The following is a 17549-nucleotide window of genomic DNA, read 5'->3' on the forward strand; positions in this document are numbered from 1 at the left end:
CCGCACCCACAGGTGCTCCACTTCGGCGACCGCCTCGGCAGTGTGCGTCACGGCTGGCGGCCCCCCCTGCGGTGGCGACGGGCGGGCGCGGGCGGGCGTTCACGCGGGCCGGCGTAGCCGCCGTCCGGACCCGGGTCACTTGTTTCCGTGTAGCGCAGCCTGCGCCCCGGCCCCGCGTCCTCGCTGCGGGAGGTGGCGCGCACGACGAGGCCTTCGGTGACCGGCGGTGCGGCGGCCTTGGTGATGCCGGCGAGCGGCGCCCGCACCTGCAGCGAGAGGGAGGCCTTCAGTTCGCCGCCCATGGCCGACCACACGTCGGAGGCGGCCGGTGCGTCGGACCCGGTTCCGGCGGTGTCCAGGCCCACGGTCAGGCCGAGTTCGGCGAGCGTGCCGGTGAGCAGCCGCGTGGGCAGCGTGTCGGTGCTCACCAGCGTCGCGAGCACCTGCGACAGCAGCCGGTGTTCGTCCTGCGGGCGGGTCGCCCACGCCGTGACCAGGTACGTCAGCTCGAACCAGCGCGGCGGGGAGCGCCGCGCCACGAGGTGGCCGTCCTGGTCGTACACCTCTCCGGAGCCGCTGCCGCGCCGGACGGCGTCCTCCCGGATGTCGTACAGGAAGACGCAGACCGTCGGGGCGCTGCGGCGCGCGGCCCAGTCCCGGGTGGGGGCGTCGAAGACGACGTCGACGCCCGACGCCTCCAGGCCGGACTCGCCGAGCAGCCGGCGCAGCCCCTCGTCGACCTCGTGGATCACCGGCGGGTCACCTCGTCCGGCGGCTGCACGCTGCCGGTGACCACCAGGAAGTCGGTCGTCACCGGGGAGAACCCGGGGCCCTTGGCGGTGATGATCCGGGGCCCGGTCTCGTCCTTGGCGAGGATGAGCAGCTGGCCGATGAAGGTGCCGTTCGGCAGCGGAATGGTGGGTGCCGCCGCCGCGGTGATCCCCGGCTTCCAGGTGAACTGCACCGGCACGCCCGGCGGGAAGTCCTTGCCGCGCACCGAGGTGACGAAGCCCGGCTTGCCGATCGCCGGCACCGCGATGATGCGCGGCTGGAGGATGCGCAGCCGCTCCCGGGCGCTGTTGTCGCCCTTGTCGGCGTCCGTCCCGGTGGTGGTCAGCTTGCCGGTGACGTGGGTGGTCAGCGCCTTCTTGGGGCTGAGGACGACCCGCACGACGGTGCTCGCGCCCTGGTCCAGGTCCGGCAGCGCGCACACCCAGTTCTTGTCGCAGCCCTCCGGCTGCCCGTTGTCCGGGATGCTCTTGGGCAGGCCGATGTGCAGCCGCAGTCCGGTCGCCAGCGCGTTGCAGCCGTTGCGCACGGTGTACGTGACCACGACGCGCCCGCCGACGTATCCGGGGTTCGGCTGGGCGGTGAGGCGGAGACCGGGCCCGGCGTCGGGCTCACCCGGAGTCGGGGGCACGGTGGGCGGAGAGGTGGGTGTCGGCGTGGGTGTCGGCGTGGGTGTCGGGGTCGTCGGGGGCGTGGCCTGGACGACCGGCACCACGGTGCGGCCCGTGTTGTCGCTGGGCTGCGGATCGAGGACGGTGCCGGTGACCGACCAGTCGATCGGCGCGTTGCCGGGGGTGACCCCGGTGACGGTGACGGTCACCGGCACGGTGCTGCCGGGCTGCACGACACCGACGGTGCACTGGAGGGAGGCGGCGTCGCAGGTGCCCCCGGGATAGGTCAGCTTGGTGATCTGCACGCCGGTCGGCGGGGCGATGGTCAGCTTGGTGCCGGGGGAGGCAGCGGGGCCGTTGTTGACGACATCGACACGAATGGTGGTGGTCTTGCCGACGGTGACCGCCGGGACGATGCCGGGCGCGTTCACCGCGAGGTCCACGGACTGCTGGACGCTGGGTTCCTTCTGCCGGCCCCCGAGCTCCGCGGTGAGCGGGGTGAGGTCGCCGGACGCGACGTCCAACAAGCGTAGTTTCTCGGGGCTGTTGGCGGCGACCTCGGCACGGGAGCTGATCACCAGGCCCTTGCCGTCGGCCGTCCAGGCGGCGTCCCGGGGCTGGAACGGACCGGTGGTCGAGGTGTCCGGCAGATCCGTCCGGCAGGCGCCGGGGACGTTGCGCGCGGCGGTGGGCAGCAGAACCTTGCAGTCGTCGCCCGACAGGGCCGTAAGGAGGATGCCGTCGCGTTCGTCGACTGCGCCGCCGCCGCTCTTGCGGTTGAAGGCGATGGTGAGGCCGTCCGGGGAGAACGCCGGACTGTCGTCGATGACCTGGCAGTTGCCCGGGCAGATCGTGGCGCTCAGGTCGCGCTGCTGGTCCAGGTGGTTCACCGGCACGGTCCAGATGTGCTTGTTGCCGCCGCTCCCGCCGATCACCTCGTTGCGGGTGAAGGCCAGGGTGGTGCCGTCGGAGGACCAGGTGGGCTGGGCGTCCTCGCCCTGCTGCTGCCCGGCCGGCGGGGTGATCCGGCCGGTGATCGCGCCGGTCGCCGCGTCGGCGATGAGGATGCGGCTGGGGCCCGCGGCGTCCCCGAGGCCGCCCGGCGACGTCCGGGTGAAGGCGAGGTACCTGCCGTCCGGGGAGAACGCCGGGTCGGTGTCCCAGTCCGTCGCGCCGCGTCCCGCGAGGGGCATAGCCCGCGCGTTGGTGCCGTCGGCGTCCGCGAGCCAGATCCGTTCGATCCGCTGGTTGTCGGCGTTGGTCTCGAAGCGGGTGACGACGATCCGGCGGCCGTCGGGCGTGTAGTTCTGCCGCTCGGTCCACGGGTCGGAGCCGGCGGCGGGCTGGAACAGCGGGTCCTTGGTGGGATCGGTGTTGGTGTCGGCCGCCGGGTCCTCGTTGAGGATCGTCAGGTTCAGGTCGCGTGGGTCGGACCCGTCGATGCGGGCGTCCTGCAGCGTCACCACGTGCGGATCGGCCGCCGAGTCGCGCTCCACCACCACGCCGCCGCCGTTGCCCGGTCCCAGCCAGGTGGGTGAGAGGACCTCCCGGTTCTCGTTGAGCACCAGCCCGGGCTCTGTGTCCGCGTGTGCGGTCGACTTGAACACGTGGTCATAGTCGCCCTCGCACGTGCAGGTGGTCTCGGGGCTGAGGAACACCAACTGGTCCCCGTCGGGCAACCACGATGCCCCGTGGGCACGCCACCCCGCGTAATTGCCCGCGAACAGCGTTTCGTCACTGGTCCCGTTGGTGATCCGCAGCCGGGGCACGGACTGCCCGTTCTCGGTGGTGGTGGAGGTGTACGCGATCCAGTCCCGGTTCACGTCGTCGTTCACCGGGTTCCACGCCGGCTCGGAGCCCGTGCCGTTCGCCGGGGAGGTGATCCGGGTGGCGGTGCCGCCGTTCAGGGGCCGTATATAGATCTGCTCGCCGACCAGCGGATCGCTGTCGCTGCTGTACGCGATGCGCTGCCCGTCGGGGGAGACCGTCGGGCACTCCTCGTTGGCGGAGGTGTCGGTGAGCCGCGTCAGGCCGGTGCCGTCGGTGCGTACCAGCCACAGGTCGCGCTGCGTCCCGCCGCCGATGCCGCCGGGTTCGGCCGAGTCGAACACCACGGACTGCCCGTCCGGCGTCAGCCGGGGGTGCGCCGCGTCCCGGCCGGTGGTCAGACGCCGTACCGAACCGTCCGCGGCCCGCAGGTAGACCTGCGGGTTCTTCTCGTCGCGGCGGCTCGCGAAGACCATCTGGTCACCGAGCGCGGACGGCTGCACATCGTTGTGGACGGGGCCGCCGCCGAACAGCGGTGTACTGGAGGTGGTCGAGGCCACCGTGCCGAGGCTGCGGTGCCGGGTGCCCGCGTACGCGACGCGGGTGTCCGTGGCGTCGGCCGCGCGCGGGGCGGAGGCGGCGCTGCCCTGTCCGGAGGCCGCCGTCACCCCGAGCAGCGGGATCAGCAGCAGCAACGACGTTCCGAGTCTCCCCAGGCGGTACCGGCCGCCGGGGTCAGCCGTTCCCATCACGGCCCCCTTCGCATTCTGGTGCGGCATCCCGATGTGACCATCCGGATCGCCTCCGCCACCCTGTACCGGACGTGCGCGGCGCGGCAGGGCGGCGGGGCCGTACCCGAGGGAAACGCGCGGTGCGCTTTCGGGCAGTGCGGGTTTCCCGTAGGTCTCTCCCGGCTTGTTGCCCCTGCGGCGTCAACGCGGGTGTCACATCAGTCCGTTGCGCAGCGCGTAGCCCACCGCGTGGGCTCGGTTGCGCAGTTGGAGACGCGTGATTATCTCGTGCAGGACGTTCTTGACGGTCCGTTCCGAGTACGAGGTCTTGCGGGCGATCTCCGCGGTGTCCAAGCCCTCCGACACCAGGCGCAGCATGTCCACCTCGCGCGTGGTCAGCGTGGACAGCGACAGGCCCCGCGGGTCGACAGCCGAGCGCTGAAGGCTGCTCACATGGCTGAGCAGCTTGCCGAGCAGGTCGCCGGGGAGCACACCCTCCCCGTTGGCTATCGCCTGGACCAGCTGGAGAAGTTGGTCCTGGTGCGCGTCGGAGCGCCGCAGCACCGCCGCGACGCCGCACTCTATGACGCGTTGCAGCGCCCCGGATCCGAGGGTGCCGACCACGAGGCCGGTGCGGGTGGCGGTGTTGAGCCGCAGCCGGTCCAGCAGGGCCGCCACGTCGTCGTCCACGGTGTCCACGACCACCAGTGACGCCTGGGCCCGCTCCGCGTCGGCGTCGTCGAGCAGGTCGACCTCGGGGCGCTGGCGCAGCTGGTGGACGACGCCGACGCGCAGGACCGGATCTGCGGCGTACACGGCCACCGTCACCCGGCTCCGGTGTCCGGGCAGGCTCTTGTCTTGTGCACAGGACATGAGGGTTTACCTGTTCCATGAATTCGTGGGGGGCTGGACGCTGGGGCGTGGCGAGCACCAGAGGGCGGCGCGCGGGCTGCGACGGCAAACACCAATGCCCCTTGAATACAAGGGAGTTGCCGGTGACTCTCGGGGCATCCCGACTGCCCGCATCTTGCCCTCGCGTTCCTCGCGGCACGCCCGAACGTGTTTCTACGGTGGTAGGCGTGACGCCTTCCGCAGCCTCTTCCGGCCCTGGTGCGCCCGGCCTCGACATCCCGGCCGTGACCGTGACACCGGGTGACACCACCACGACAACTCTGACCGTCCGCAACGACAGCGACATCGTCGAGGCGTACAGCCTGGAGGTCGTCGGGGACTGCGCCTCCTGGACCACCGTCGAACCCGCCCGGGTCTCGCTCTACCCCGGCACCTCCGAAACGGTGACGCTCCGTCTGGAGCCGCCGCGCTCCCCGGAGATCCGGGCCGGCGAGATGCCGCTGGGTGTGCGGGTCCTGCCGGCCGAGCACCCCGATGCGGTGCAGGTCCTCGAAACCACCGTGCACATCGAGGAGTTCCGCGAGCTGCGCACCGAGCTGGCCCCGCGCCGCCGGCGCGGCTGGCTGCGCGGCCGCTACCGGCTGGCGGTCCAGAACCAGGGCAACACCCCGGCGCAGGTGTGCTTCACCGCCGGCCAGGCGGGCGAGGAGCTGGCGTTCGCCTTCAACCCGGCGAAGCCGAAGCTGGAGCCCGGCGAATCGGCGGAGGTCGGACTGCGCGTCCGCACCGGCAAACCGGTGTGGTTCGGCTCCCCGGTGGTGTGGCAGTTCACCGTCGACACCACCGACGACCAGGACCAGGACGAACAACCCGGCTCGTACGACACCGTTGTCCGGACGCCGCTGGACGCCGAGTTCGTCCAGATCCCGATCTTCCCCAAGTGGCTGCTCGCACTGCTTGCCGCGCTGCTCGCACTGCTGATCGCCTGGTTCGCACTGGTCCGTCCGGCGGTGCGCAGCGCAGCCAAGGACGCGGCCGACGAGGCGGTCCGGGCACGGCCCACGCCCGCCGGACAGCAGACTCCCGGCAGCGGCGCCGGTTCGGCCGGTCCCGGCACCCAGGGGTCGGGCGCGTCGGCCGGAGCGGGCGGCGGCAGCTCGGGCGGCGGTGGCGGCGGCACCTCGACCGGCAACGGCAGCGGCCAGCAGAGCTCGCAGACCATCGACGTGCAGACGGCGAGCGGGGAGACCAAGACCGGCACCTACACGGTGCCCACGGACAGCATCTTCGGGGTCACGGACATCGTCGTCGCCAACTTCCAGGGCGACGAAGGGGTGTTGACGATCTCCTTCGGCGACCGCAAGATCACCACTATCGCGATGGAGACCTTCCGCAACCAGGACTATCACTGGGTCACCCCCATCAAGATCCCCGAGGGCGACGCCGTGTCCATCGAGGTGACCTGCAACAAGCCGGGCACCCCGGCCACCGGCCGTCGGGCAGAGGGCTGTCACGAGGTCCTGAACGTGAGCGGCCTGCTCAGCAGCACCAAGCAATGACTCGAACCTCTCCACTTGTAACCCATTGTCGATCGGTAAAGACGCGATCTGCCAAGCGATGGGTCTTCTTTCACTCGCATCAGTCCTGAAATCGACAGCCCAGGTCTGAAAACCAATACCCGACAACCCCAGGTCAACGGCCTGGGGTTGCTCTGTTGCACGGGCCGACTGCCGATCCCGTGCTGCCCTGGCATGGTCGACCGGCCGAGGGGCGATGCAGATCCCCACAACCCCGTCCAGGCCCTGATCAACCAACGCACCCGGGAGAGTGGTGGGTGCCAGCACACGGCGCCCACCGACCGGCTGACCGGTGGCTGCCGCGTGGTCCTGAGCGACGGGGACGTGCTCGCCGCGGCGCTGCGACACGGCCCAGTGAAAGGTTCTTCATCACCGCGTCGCTGTTCACCGTGATGTTGACGGAGTAGGCCCGGGAGCCAGGGGTGCGGCGCTGTACCAGCCACAGCCGCTGCTATTCGCTGGTGGCGGGCATCCGCCTCGGCGGACATGAGCGCGTCGGCGAACGTCTTGATCATCGCGCGCAGCAGAGCGGGACTCCCCGCGGCGAGGACGTGCAGGGGCGCACTGTCAGGTGCGGTCATCGTGCTGATCTCCTTCAGGCTTCGACACCTCGAAGATCAGCCGGTGGCCGTTCATCTTTGCGGGCCTCATCCCGATTCCGGAGCAAACCCCCAGATCAGGTCGAACCCGTACACCATCTCCCTGTACGCGACCTGATCTCTTCCGCCGAGAGCGCCTCATTCAGCAAGACCAAGATCCGGCCCGTTGACGGACCACCGCGGCGGTCACGTCGGTGCCCTGCCTCAAGCGCAACAGCACCCGCCCCCGCCCGCTTTCGGCGTTGGCCGTCCTGCCTTCAGCGTGCGGGACGACGGCGCAGATCACCTCCGTGCACCAGTGCGAGCCGCTAGAAGCAACGAGCGCATGATCGCTGCGCACGGCCGGATCTCGAAGACCTGCCAAGGCTACGCCCGGCTGCGCGCGAGAAGCGAAAGAACGGGGGCTGCCGCGCACGAACCACTGGCCTGTGTGGCCCATGCATGACTGACGCCCCCCGCCTCCCCGGCCAGCAGGGGCTACAGCATGGGGCCGAGGCTGCCTTCCAGGGTGGTGCGGGTGATCAGGGGGCGGTCCCAGCGGGCAAGGATCTCGTTGGCGAGGTCCACGACCGGCAGGGGGTCGACGTCGTTGCGCACCTCGATGCCGGCGGCCAGCAGGCTGCGCGGGACCATGTCGGAGTCCAGGAGCACACGCCAGTCCTGCGGGCAGAGCGCCAGGAACTCCAGGCCGGTGAGCCGGGAGATTTCCAACGGGTCGGCGAGCGTGCCTGGGTAGGCTCTAAGGGTCCGTAGGCGCGGCAGGTCCAGGACGGGCTCCAGGCTGAGCGGTTCGCCCTCCCAGACGCCGATGCTCAGGACTTCCAGTGCGGGGTGCGCGGCGGCCTCGACGCTTTTCAGGCTGCGGATGTTGACCCGGGCCGCGGCAGGCGGTTCCTCCGTCCACGGTGCGCTGCGGCGCTGTGTGGGCAGGCGGAGCATCAGTTCGGTGAGGGAGCCGGCGACCAGGCTCGCGCCGACGCTTTCCTCGTGGCTGAGCATGATGATCTGCCCCGTGTGCCCGGCTGGCCCCGGCGTCAGGTCGACCGCGAGTCGGTCGCCGTCGCTGTTGCCGAAGACGATCCAGCCCGGCGATCCGACCAGCCCCTGCACCGCGGCGCTGGGCGGCGTTCCCACCGTCTGCATCGCCGCGAACCGCCACGGGGAGTGCCGGGAGGGCGCGTTGGCGATGTACAGCTCGTCCAGGGGGACCAGTTCGCAGGTCACCGTCTCCATGAGGTGCCACATCGCCTCGTCGTCGGCCAGGTCGTCCCACCGGGCTCGCGTCACCCGGTAGAGCGCCTTGAGCTCGTCGGGCAGCGGTATCCCGAGGCGCGCCTCGGCCGTGGCGATCTCCTCCTCGGTTGCGCCGATGGCGTCGGGGAGGCGTTCGCGCAGGAAGCTTTCCAGTGCTGCCGGATCCGCCGCCGGAGAGGGCTTCGCGTCGGGCACCGGATCGGGCAGCCGGCGCCAGGGCTCGGGTACAGCGCCTTCGACCAGTAGGAGCGCACCCGGGAGCGGCCCGCTGGTCTCGGGCTCCACGGCGGGCCCGAAGTCGAGCAGGTGCAGCACGGCCGGGCCGTCCGGGGACATCCGGGCCACGAAGGAGGCGGCGTCGGCGTCGGCCTGCGCGAGCGCGCCCCGCACCAGCTGCACGGCGTCGAACTCGGGCCGTCTGTCCGCCGCGCCAGACGCCTGTCCGTGCATGGTGAACATCGTCCCCCATGGCATCGGCACGCTGTATGCGTGGGTGCCGATCCGTCCGGCGACGTGCCCGCCCAGAGCGCCCGGCGTCGCGGTGTGAGCGGATCGCAGGATGCGCAGCAGAGGCTCCCAGGTCGTGAACTCATGGAGCGTGGACAACAGGTGCCTCCGATCGGCGCGGTCAACGTGGCGAGGTGATTATCACGGGAGGCACTGACAGCCCCCTCATCAGCGACACTCGGCCTCGCCGACCGTTTGCCTTGAACGGCGAGGAACCTGCGGAAGCGGCCGACCACGGCCCGCTAGACCCAATCCGGATCCCCGGCATTCTGCCGCTGCACTCCTGCTGGAGTCGTCTGAAGCAGCGGTCGAAGTGCTGGCGGTGCGCGACGCTTAGAGGTGCGCGGCGGTCATGGTCGGCGGCTCGGGCGTTTGTCCCAGCGGTGAGTCGTCCATGCCCGTAGGCGATCGGCTGGTCATGGGCGCTGAGCAGACCGCTCAGCAGGGCAGCACCGCCGTGGTTGAGGTCCACGGCCCACAGTACGTCTTCGGAGATCGCCAGCACGTCGCCGATCAGCGTCAGCAGCTCGGTCTCGTCGTTCTCCACCCGGCGGGACAGCAGCCGTTCGCCGTTCGTGTCGATCACCACGCAGTGGTGATGCCCTTTGCCGATGTCCACCCCGGCCCAGATCTCGGGCACGTACCCCTCCGCCAGCTCGTCTCATGCCAATCCCGCAAACGACCTCGCCGGCGTGGTCCTACACAGCGATCGAGTCGCGTCTCTCAATCAGCGGTCGAGTCGTCGCGGGGCTCTGGGCGGCCAAGTCTCCTGAGCCATCCAGCGGGCTTCCCGATGACAGCCATACCCGGAGCCTCCGGGCCCTCCGATCTTACGAATGACCAGATCAGACCCACACCAGAAAGGTAGGACCCGATGACTCTGCAGATCGAGCCCATCGGCACCGTTGTCGGTGGCCGAACGGAAGTCTCGGACGACAACTGGGGCGGCGTCGAGTGCATCATCCGCCTTGACCCGAAGTTCCCCCTCGAAGTCGTCAAGGGACTGGATAAGTTCTCCCACCTGATCGTCACCTGGCACTTCAGCCAGGCGTCCCCGACTGACGTTGCTCTGCACGCACGCAGCCCCCGGAACAACCCTCGCTGGGAACCATCCGGCACGTTCGCGCATCGCAACCACCGACGCCCGAACCAACTCGCCACCAGCTTCCCCAGGCTGCTCAAGGTCGACGGCCTGGACCTCCATGTCACCGATTTGGACGCGGTCGACGGGACTCCGGTCTACGATCTCGGCCCCTACTTCCAGGAGATGGGGCCTCAAGGCAAGGTCCGCGAACCGGCCTGGCCCGGCCAGATGCTCAGCGAGTACTGGGCCGAGTCGTAACGGTTGCGATCACGTCATCCCGGAAGCCGCGCTCGTCGATCCGGTGAGATCCGGGCGCGGCCCGAAGGCACGACGGCAACGGGGGTGGGAGATCGGCCAATCCGCCGCGTCATCGACAGTACGCACCGTGCGGTTAGCCTTGTCGGGGTGTTGATGGGTGGTCCAACCGCAGTCCGCTCCGTCGAAGACCTCCACCGTGGTCACTCCGGCCTGGCGGGTTCGGTTGAGAGTGCCTGCGTTGTAGGCGACGGCTGACTTCGCGAGCGTGGTGGCCTCGGCCCACGCGCGCACCGGAACCCGCGCCCCGTTGCGGTAGACGACGTACGTCAGCTTGTGCTTGGTGGCCAGCCGATCCGCGAGGTTCTTCGCGGCCAGCTTCGCGGTCATGTTGCCTGCCGCCAAACAGCGGCACTTCGCGGCGCGCAGCTTCCCGCGCTACGCGATAAAACTGGCCGGCCATCCGCTCGGCTTCCTCAGAGCGGCGTAGGAAGTCGGCGTAGGAGTCTGCCGCGAGCGACTGGAGAGCGTCCCCGTGGAACGTGGTCCAGGTGAAGGTCATGCCCTGGGCCTCGCCGGCCTTCCGGTCGCCGGCTTCCTACAGGTGGGAGAGCTGCCGCCGTACGAACTGCTGGGTCCACGCGCTGACGGAACTCACCAGCGGCGGCCACTCGTACGGCATGGCGCCCTACCTGGTGCGCCGCGTCGGCATGAGCGACGCGGTGACCAGGCCGGCGCTCGCCTCCCCCGGGGGCAAATCGTCGGGAGCGACGAGGTCCTGGAGGCCGGCGATCTGGCGCTCCAGCCCAGCGAGGTTGTTGCTCTGGTCGATGGTGACGACGCCGTCGACCGTCATGCGCAGCGGCTCGGCGAGGAGCGCGACGCGGCGCTCGGTGAGGACTTCCGCTGCGACGTCGTGGGCTCGGCCCAAGCGCGCATAGCGGGCGGCGATGTCTTTTTCATCGGTGGCGGGGCCGAGCTGTGCTCGCAGCCAGGCGAGGAGTGCCGGGTCCATCAGTGCTCCTGGATGACCGTGGCCCCGCGGATAAAGGCCGGGACGGGTCGGGGCTCACTCGTCGGTCTCGGTGGGCTTCCTGCGTCGCTTGGGGGCCGGCTGCGCCGCCTGGGCCGGGGTGATGACGCCAGCCTCCGCCAGAAGATCTCCCGTCCCGCCGCTCGGCGGGCCCTTGTCGGGGCAGCGTCCACGCCCCGCTTCGAGGGGGCGCTGACCACGCCGAAGGCAATCACCAAGTTCCTCGCACGCGACGGACTGGTCCTCTTTGACAACCCCGACGCCTTCCTGATCTGCGCATTCAAGCGCGACACGGCTCTCTGCGAGCCGGATCTCGGGGCCACGGCCCCGAATCAGTTCGCCTGCCAGCTCGGATGCGGCAACGCAGTCCGCACCGACAGTCACGCGCAGGCGGCACGGGAACACGCCGACCGGCTCGACCTGAAGGCGGCCCACCTGCCCCAGCCCCTGGGCGACCGGCTCCGGCACACGGCCAGCCGGTTCCGCGGACTCGCGGACGCCCACGAGGCCGCCGCCCAGACCGCCGAGGAGGCTCTCGCATGACCCAGCAGCATCAGGACGAGCGCACGCGCATCCGCGGGGCGATCGACCGCCTCCTGGCTGGCCAGCCCACGCGCTCCAACGGCAGCCTCACCGTCGCTGCCCTCGCCATCGAAGCCGACGTTCACCGGATGGCGCTGCTGAAGCGCCACGCGGACCTCAAGGAGGAGTTCTACGCCCGCGTCCGCAGTGAAACGCACCAAACGCCCGAAGCCGAGAAGCGGCTCCGCCAAGAAGTCGCCCGGTTGAAGGGCGCCCTCAAGGACTCCCGAGCGGCGGAGGCCGAGTCGGCACGACGAGCTGAGCAGATCGCGCTGGCAGCCGCCGTCCTCATCCTTCAGAAGCCTGCCGAGCAAGATCAAGGTCCACACGGAAACGTCTACCAACTTCGCCCGGAAGGCCGCTGACCGCTTCATGCTCTGACCCCGTCCTGCTCGGGGCCAGAGCATGTCTGGCCTCTGCCCACTGACAAGCTGGGGACATGGAGTCCTTCGAAAACCAAGACCTGAGCACGGCGATCATGAAGGCAGAGTCTCCGACCTGGTCTCTTCGCGCCGCCGCCGGGCGCCAACTCGCGGCGTCAATCAGGATCGACGAAGTGGCGGATGTCCTCCTCCGCCTCCTTCTGGACCCTCAGGACACCGGAGTGACCCAGGACACCGCTGACGCACTGCTTGCCCGAAAGGACACCATCGGTCTGCGGCACGTGCTCTTGGCCAGGAGCTTCGCCGCCAGCTTCGACACAGCGGATCAGATCAGCGCCGCTCTTGATGCTGACCCCGACTGGCTGACGACCGAGGGCGCGGACCGGCTGATCAAGCAGTTGCGAGAGCTGACGACGGATGACGACCCAGGCGTCCGCGATGAAGCTGAACGGATTCTCACGCGCATTCGTCCGCGCGAGGGTTGGGCAGATGCCCCAGTCCCAGAAGCCTAACGACGTGTCCTACCTGGTCTGACTCCGGCCGAGGAAGCTCCGGATGTCGTCGAGGCCGTCAAGGGCCCGTCCGTCCACGTCCGACGGGTTTGCTTCAGCGCGAGCCGCCAGGGACTCAGCCAGAGCGACAGCCTCGTCGCTGAGATGACCGAAACGCCGAGCGGTATGTCCCAGGCACAGGCCGGCTAGCCCGAGCAGAGGGCTGCCTGCCACAGCCCGCGTTCCGACCTCCACGCACCAGTGCTCGACGAACACCTGGTCGTCGTCATTCAGCGCGGTCCCCACCAACGTGCTCGCCGCCTCGCCCTCCTGCGAGCGGTCACGCAGGGCCCGCTCCAACGTCTCGACCACTACCTGACGAGGCAGCGCAGGTGGGTTCTCGAAGCGCAGGTGCGAATGCATCCCGTGAGACTACACGGACACCCCCTCGACACCCGCCCGCAGACCCGTCGGGGCTGTCGGACTCCTGAACACTTCAACTTGACAGGGAACTTTGCTCCTGCCCACATGAGACGCGTATCTCTGGCGCCCCCCGCAGTCCCGTTCCCGAGCCCGTCCCGGCGTTTCCGGTCTCCGGGGTCGGCGGGCTGCCGTATACGGATTCCGCCTCCAGCGCCGAGGCGAGGATCGCCCTGTTCCGGGTCCTGTTCACGGGATGCGAAGAGGGCGTATACGCGCGGCGGTGGTTGAGCCCCAGGTCAGGCCCAACAGGCTGGAGTCCGGCGGAGGAGTTCGTTCGACAACAACAAGGCTGACGCGGAGGGATACGGACGTCGCGCCAGCAGCAGCCGTAGCGCCCGAGGACGCGGCGGCCCTGTCCGTCGTCCGGGACGCCAAGCTTCATGTCCACCGCTGCTCGCAGCAACTCCAAACGCGCTCCGACTGGGCCCACCACGTGCTCGGTCTGAGCGGATCAACCCGATCCCCTGAGGCTGTCACAGGAGTCCGGATGTGAGTCGTACGGCTTGATGCGCAAGAAGTCCAAGGGGACCTTAAGCGCGTGATAGTCCGGAGGGCTCCAGAGCACCGCGATACGGTCCGCTTCTCCCAGCCAGAGGTACGGCTCGTCCGAATACAGCTCGCCCCCGGTCACCGGTACCTTGTCGGGGGCCGCGACGGGTCGTACGCAGACCCACTCCGGTTCGATGCCGTAGGCGCCGTACGCGCCGATGGGACCCTCCCTGTACGCGGCAGCCGATTCAGCTGAGTCCCCGGCATCCAGGGCAGGCAGATACGCCAGCTGCCAGGCGCCTATGAGCAGGGACCAAGCTGAAAACACAGCAAAAGCGGCGTAGCCCATCCACCGGTCTCGCACCATGAGATGGAGGTGTCTGACCAAGCCCAGCAGCGCCGGGGCGATCAGCCACAGGCTGATCGCGGCGAGTACGTGGAACGCCGAACGCAACTCGTCCAGCATGGACAATTGAACATCCTCGACATCGACGTCGAACGCGCCCAAATAAACGGTAGGCAGGGAAAGTCCGATCGCCGGCAGCAGCCCAGGGATGAAGGGCAGCAGCGCTGGCAAGAGCCACGGCAACGACGTACGCCAGGTGGACTGCCGAAACAGCAGCCACAGGCCGAGAAAGGTCAGCAGCCCGAGCAGCAGCACCCCGAACGCCTTGAGGCCCGCGAAACCATCCGGCGCGACGACGGCGAGGGGCCAGCCGATCAGCACTCCACCAAATCCTGCCAGACCACACAGCGCTGGCCCGGGCACAGCCGCGGCCACCGCAGGAAGTTCAGGCCGATTACAGACAGTCACAGCGGCGGCTATGACGGCCACCACGACCGCGACGCACGCGAGGGACCAGAACTGCGGTCCACTCGGCCCGGTGTGTCCTGCCGGACTGCTCTGCACAAAGGTCATGCCCAGCACGAGCGCGACGAGCAGCGGAAGCCGCAACCCCTCGATCACGGGTCGGCGGGGACGCGCCGGGACCGACCCTCGGATCATCAGCGTGCTCCAGGCCGGGCGTACCGAGGCATCGCTCGGTTGCGCGGGCGCCCCGGGCAGCGCACGCAGCCCGAGGTTGTGGGCTTCGCTGGCGTCATCGGCTCGCACCTTGCGGCCGGTCCCGCGGAGTTCGGCCATCCGATGGTTCAAACGAGCCCGCCTGCTCAGCCCCGGATGGGCCGCGGGATCCCGGGCCCTACGGTAGACCGACCAGAGGTGCGAGACGTCAGGTTCACGCTCAACCCGGTCCACGGCCTTCACGATGAGGTCGATGCGCAGTCGGTCCGCCAGCACCTCGAGCCGATGCCGCGCGCCCGTCACCGCTCGAAATGACGATCCAGGGAAGCGAAGCTCGACCGTGTACCGGATCACCCTCACGCCCTGCGAAGAAACGGACGGCCCCTGCTGATCCAGCACGGGCCACTCGTGCTGGCCCAAGGCGTCCTCGAAAAGCGCCTGGTCCGTTGCACTGCCTCGCAACTCGACTAGCGCCACCGCCCTTTGATCCCACCGCACCATCGCGTCTGCCACTCGCCCCCCTCGTCTCCGGCAGCATTCAAGCCGAAACGGCCCGACGGCGTGCGACGAACGCCCGCAGGATACGGCTCCAACAACCTCGTGCAGTCCTCGGAAGGCCACGCTCGCCTCACCGGCGCGCGCGGTGTGCGGCGTCCAGGTCGTAGCAGCCCGTCAGAGCCAGCCCTTGACCCTCTCGCCGAGGCGGACGAGGTCGGGGGTGACTATCCGGACGTTCAACTGGGTGACACCGGCGGCGCGGAATACCTCGATGCGGTCGCGGATGTAGCCCTCTGGGCCTCACAGCGCCAGGAATTCGGTCAGTTCATGGAACCGCCTTCACACGGTGAGGAGGGCCCTAGCCACCCAGAGCCGTGACAGGCGCCAGTAGCGCTGGATGGCAACGGCACATGTATCGCTGAGCCCCGCCATTTCGCGGCCGACTTCCTCACCCGGCTCCAGGCCGACCACGGGGTACCCGTCTCGGCGATCGTGATGGCGGACGCCCAGGGCTTTGAGGCGCAGCAGGAGCCGGTCGGCAAACGCATCACCGCCCGAATGGCGCTTCTGGACGATCCGGACGGCAGTGTGGCCGGCCGTCGCCCCGCCTGACCCTCCCCGACTTGGTCCTGCTCCGTCCCCCTCACGTCGCCTCCTGCGGGCGAGGGCAGCATGGAGTTCGGCCAGAACCGTCTCAGGTAAGGCTACGCCCTGCGGGTGCTTGCATCGGTCTGTCATGCCGTCATGATCAGGCCGCGTCCAGGTGCCGCGGGCGCGTCCGGCCGGAGCGCCCTCGGCGGACGGCTGGCTCGTACTGTGGGCCAGACCCTCGGGTGAACGATGCGCATCAGATGTCCTGCAATGCGGTGAGGCAGTTCCGCTTGCTGTTCATGACAGTGGCTCATGGGGACCCACCCTAGAGAGGCCGATCGGATCCCGCCCGCTGACCACTCCGACAGACAGTCAGGCCCGGCGTCCCGAAGCCGGGATGCCGGGATGCCGGGCCTTACCGAGGCGCGCGATCAGACGGGGCGGATGTTCTCCGCCTGCGGGCCCTTCTGGCCCTGCGTGACGTCGAACTCGACCTTCTGGCCCTCCTGCAGCTCACGGAAACCCTGGGCGGCGATGTTGGAGTAGTGGGCGAAGACGTCGGGGCCGCCACCCTCCTGCTCGATGAAACCGAATCCCTTCTCGCTGTTGAACCACTTCACAGTGCCCTTGGCCATGACTGTCTCCTTCGAGGGAAACCGGGCGTGCACCCTGCACGCACGGGAGGTGATCGCCCTGGTCCGGAGAGGCGCTGAACAGCAAGAACGCCCGTGATGGCGATCACGGGCGAACGGAACTTCGGAACCACGACTGCTGATCACAACGCTATAACGGCATGGCGGAAGCCGCTAGCGATAACGCGCCAGCAACTGGCTCGGACGAAGGGCTGGATCGCCCGTGAGAAGCGGCGATGGTGATCACGCATTCTTCAGCGCCACCGGCGCGGTGCCCGTGCCAGGGCCGCCGACGGTCACTGGCCGGCCCTGCTGGACCTGTTCACCGCAGGCGCTGCCCCCGAAAGGCTTCTTCTGCACAGGGCGGCGAGGCGTTGCCACCCCGCCGCGGACTGCGCACATGGCGGCCTGTGCCACGTGTCCCCGCCGATTCCGGAGGCGCGGTGCAGGCCCTGGCGGCGGACGATCCTGTGGCGCACCACGCCCGCTATCCGCGCCGAAGAAAATGAACTCGCAGGTAGGCACGCCCCCTGAGCCGCCTGCCTGATCAAGCTGCGGGGTGATGCCGCAGACGGTGACAGATCCGCTTATCCGCGTCTAGGGTTCCCCCATGCTCGACGACGTGACCGTTCAGCGGGCCACAGCCGAACTACTCTCCGCACCCCAGCCCCTCGGTCGCGCGGCCGTCGCCCTGCCCAGGAGCGCAGGGGTGTACGCCTGGTGGGCGCCGCCTGAGGTCCTTGACTTCTTCCCCGGACCGGTCAATAGCGGCGATGCCGAACTGCGGCTGCTCTACCTGGGCAAGGCCCGCCGGCTGCGGTCCCGCGTCGTCTCCAACCACCTGAAGGACTCCGGACGGTCCACCCTGCGTCGAACCCTGGCCGGACTCCTCATGGCCGTTGAGAGCTACTGCACCACCTGGACTGACCGCGTCGTACTGATTCCCAAGGACGAACAGCGCCTTACCCACTGGATGCACCACCACCTCACCGTGACTTGGACCGAGGACCCCGACCCCGTCCCGCTGGAGAAGGAACTGATCTCCCAACTGCGCCCACCGCTGAACGTCGGGGGAGCGGAGCATGGCGGCACCTCCCGGGACCGCGTCAAGCAAGCGCGAGCCTTCTACCACGCCAGTGCTGGCCCCCGGCCGGACAAGTAGCGGACTTTCGCTGAGCGGCCCACTGAGACAAGGACTGGCAAGAGGGACGGCCAGGATCATCCGCTGTGAGCGGAATGCTGCCGGTGGCCAGGCCCCGCAGGAGACGGACGACGTTGGGGTTGCGGAGCCAGATCAGGCGGCTCTTGGGCCGGTCC

Annotated in this window: 17 protein-coding genes; 7 read left to right on the top strand and 10 right to left on the bottom strand. The window is 69.3% G+C overall.

Features of this window, described 5'->3' with window-relative positions; all coding sequences use genetic code 11:
• Window positions 1–47: 47 nt before the first annotated feature.
• The 3 genes from AB0924_RS32480 to AB0924_RS32490 form a co-directional block, all read right to left on the bottom strand.
• On the bottom strand, window positions 48–752 hold the full coding sequence (locus AB0924_RS32480) for a DUF4255 domain-containing protein (protein WP_366913369.1): 705 nt from the start codon (window positions 750–752) through the stop codon (window positions 48–50).
• Window positions 749–3916, bottom strand: coding sequence for a hypothetical protein (locus AB0924_RS32485; RefSeq protein ID WP_366913370.1), 3168 nt, complete (start codon window positions 3914–3916; stop codon window positions 749–751). Before AB0924_RS32485 ends, AB0924_RS32480 begins: the two co-directional genes overlap by 4 nt.
• Window positions 3917–4111: 195 nt before the next feature.
• On the bottom strand, window positions 4112–4771 hold the full coding sequence (locus AB0924_RS32490) for a response regulator transcription factor (RefSeq protein ID WP_366913371.1): 660 nt from the start codon (window positions 4769–4771) through the stop codon (window positions 4112–4114).
• A 254-nt stretch (window positions 4772–5025) separates the two neighbouring features.
• Between AB0924_RS32490 and AB0924_RS32495 the strand changes: the two genes are divergently transcribed.
• A complete protein-coding gene (locus AB0924_RS32495) occupies window positions 5026–6309 on the top strand; it encodes a hydrolytic protein (protein WP_366913393.1) in 1284 nt (427 codons plus the stop codon).
• A gap of 1094 nt (window positions 6310–7403) precedes the next feature.
• Here the strand turns inward: AB0924_RS32495 and AB0924_RS32500 are convergent.
• Entirely contained in the window at window positions 7404–8786 is a 1383-nt protein-coding gene (locus AB0924_RS32500) for an SMI1/KNR4 family protein (protein WP_366913372.1), read from the bottom strand.
• A gap of 22 nt (window positions 8787–8808) precedes the next feature.
• A complete protein-coding gene (locus AB0924_RS32505; protein WP_366913374.1) occupies window positions 8809–9327 on the bottom strand; it encodes a transposase in 519 nt (172 codons plus the stop codon).
• Between the two features lie 234 nt (window positions 9328–9561).
• On the opposite strand from AB0924_RS32505, the gene AB0924_RS32510 reads away from it, so the two are divergent.
• A complete protein-coding gene (locus tag AB0924_RS32510) occupies window positions 9562–10029 on the top strand; it encodes an SAM-dependent methyltransferase (RefSeq protein WP_366913375.1) in 468 nt (155 codons plus the stop codon).
• 9 nt (window positions 10030–10038) lie between these two features.
• Here the strand turns inward: AB0924_RS32510 and AB0924_RS32515 are convergent, their stop codons facing one another.
• Entirely contained in the window at window positions 10039–10416 is a 378-nt protein-coding gene (locus AB0924_RS32515) for a hypothetical protein (protein WP_366913376.1), read from the bottom strand.
• A 298-nt stretch (window positions 10417–10714) separates the two neighbouring features.
• Window positions 10715–11041 carry a hypothetical protein gene (locus AB0924_RS32520; RefSeq protein WP_366913377.1) on the bottom strand — a complete coding sequence of 109 codons (327 nt, stop codon included), beginning with the start codon at window positions 11039–11041 and terminating at the stop codon, window positions 10715–10717.
• A gap of 12 nt (window positions 11042–11053) precedes the next feature.
• Here AB0924_RS32520 and AB0924_RS32525 point away from each other — a divergent pair, with 12 nt between their 5' ends.
• From AB0924_RS32525 to AB0924_RS32535, 3 genes are all read left to right on the top strand, one after another.
• Window positions 11054–11602, top strand: a complete 549-nt coding sequence (locus AB0924_RS32525) for a hypothetical protein (RefSeq protein ID WP_366913378.1) — start codon at window positions 11054–11056, stop codon at window positions 11600–11602.
• Entirely contained in the window at window positions 11599–12006 is a 408-nt protein-coding gene (locus tag AB0924_RS32530; protein WP_366913379.1) for a hypothetical protein, read from the top strand. Before AB0924_RS32525 ends, AB0924_RS32530 begins: the two co-directional genes overlap by 4 nt.
• Before the next feature lie 74 nt (window positions 12007–12080).
• The gene (locus tag AB0924_RS32535; protein WP_366913381.1) at window positions 12081–12536 is read left to right on the top strand and encodes a hypothetical protein; all 456 of its coding nucleotides are present in this window, start codon (window positions 12081–12083) and stop codon (window positions 12534–12536) included.
• 9 nt (window positions 12537–12545) lie between these two features.
• Here AB0924_RS32535 and AB0924_RS32540 read toward each other — a convergent pair whose 3' ends face one another.
• Together AB0924_RS32540 and AB0924_RS32545 are read right to left on the bottom strand one after the other, a co-directional pair.
• Entirely contained in the window at window positions 12546–12938 is a 393-nt protein-coding gene (locus AB0924_RS32540) for a hypothetical protein (protein ID WP_366913382.1), read from the bottom strand.
• Window positions 12939–13449: 511 nt separating this feature from the next.
• Window positions 13450–15024 (bottom strand): hypothetical protein, encoded by a 1575-nt coding sequence (locus tag AB0924_RS32545; RefSeq protein WP_366913383.1) that lies wholly within the window; start codon window positions 15022–15024, stop codon window positions 13450–13452.
• 378 nt (window positions 15025–15402) lie between these two features.
• Between AB0924_RS32545 and AB0924_RS32550 the strand changes: the two genes are divergently transcribed.
• Window positions 15403–15621: a hypothetical protein gene (locus tag AB0924_RS32550; protein WP_366913394.1), complete on the top strand. Its 219-nt coding sequence runs from the start codon at window positions 15403–15405 to the stop codon at window positions 15619–15621.
• A 410-nt stretch (window positions 15622–16031) separates the two neighbouring features.
• Here the strand turns inward: AB0924_RS32550 and AB0924_RS32555 are convergent, their stop codons facing one another.
• Window positions 16032–16235 (bottom strand): cold-shock protein, encoded by a 204-nt coding sequence (locus AB0924_RS32555; RefSeq protein ID WP_020120296.1) that lies wholly within the window; start codon window positions 16233–16235, stop codon window positions 16032–16034.
• A 607-nt stretch (window positions 16236–16842) separates the two neighbouring features.
• Here AB0924_RS32555 and AB0924_RS32560 point away from each other — a divergent pair.
• Entirely contained in the window at window positions 16843–17394 is a 552-nt protein-coding gene (locus tag AB0924_RS32560) for a GIY-YIG nuclease family protein (protein WP_366913384.1), read from the top strand.
• The last annotated feature ends 155 nt before the right edge of the window (window positions 17395–17549 follow it).

The organism is Streptomyces sp. NPDC047869, from assembly GCF_040704065.1.
Classification (GTDB): Bacteria; Actinomycetota; Actinomycetes; order Streptomycetales; family Streptomycetaceae; genus Streptomyces.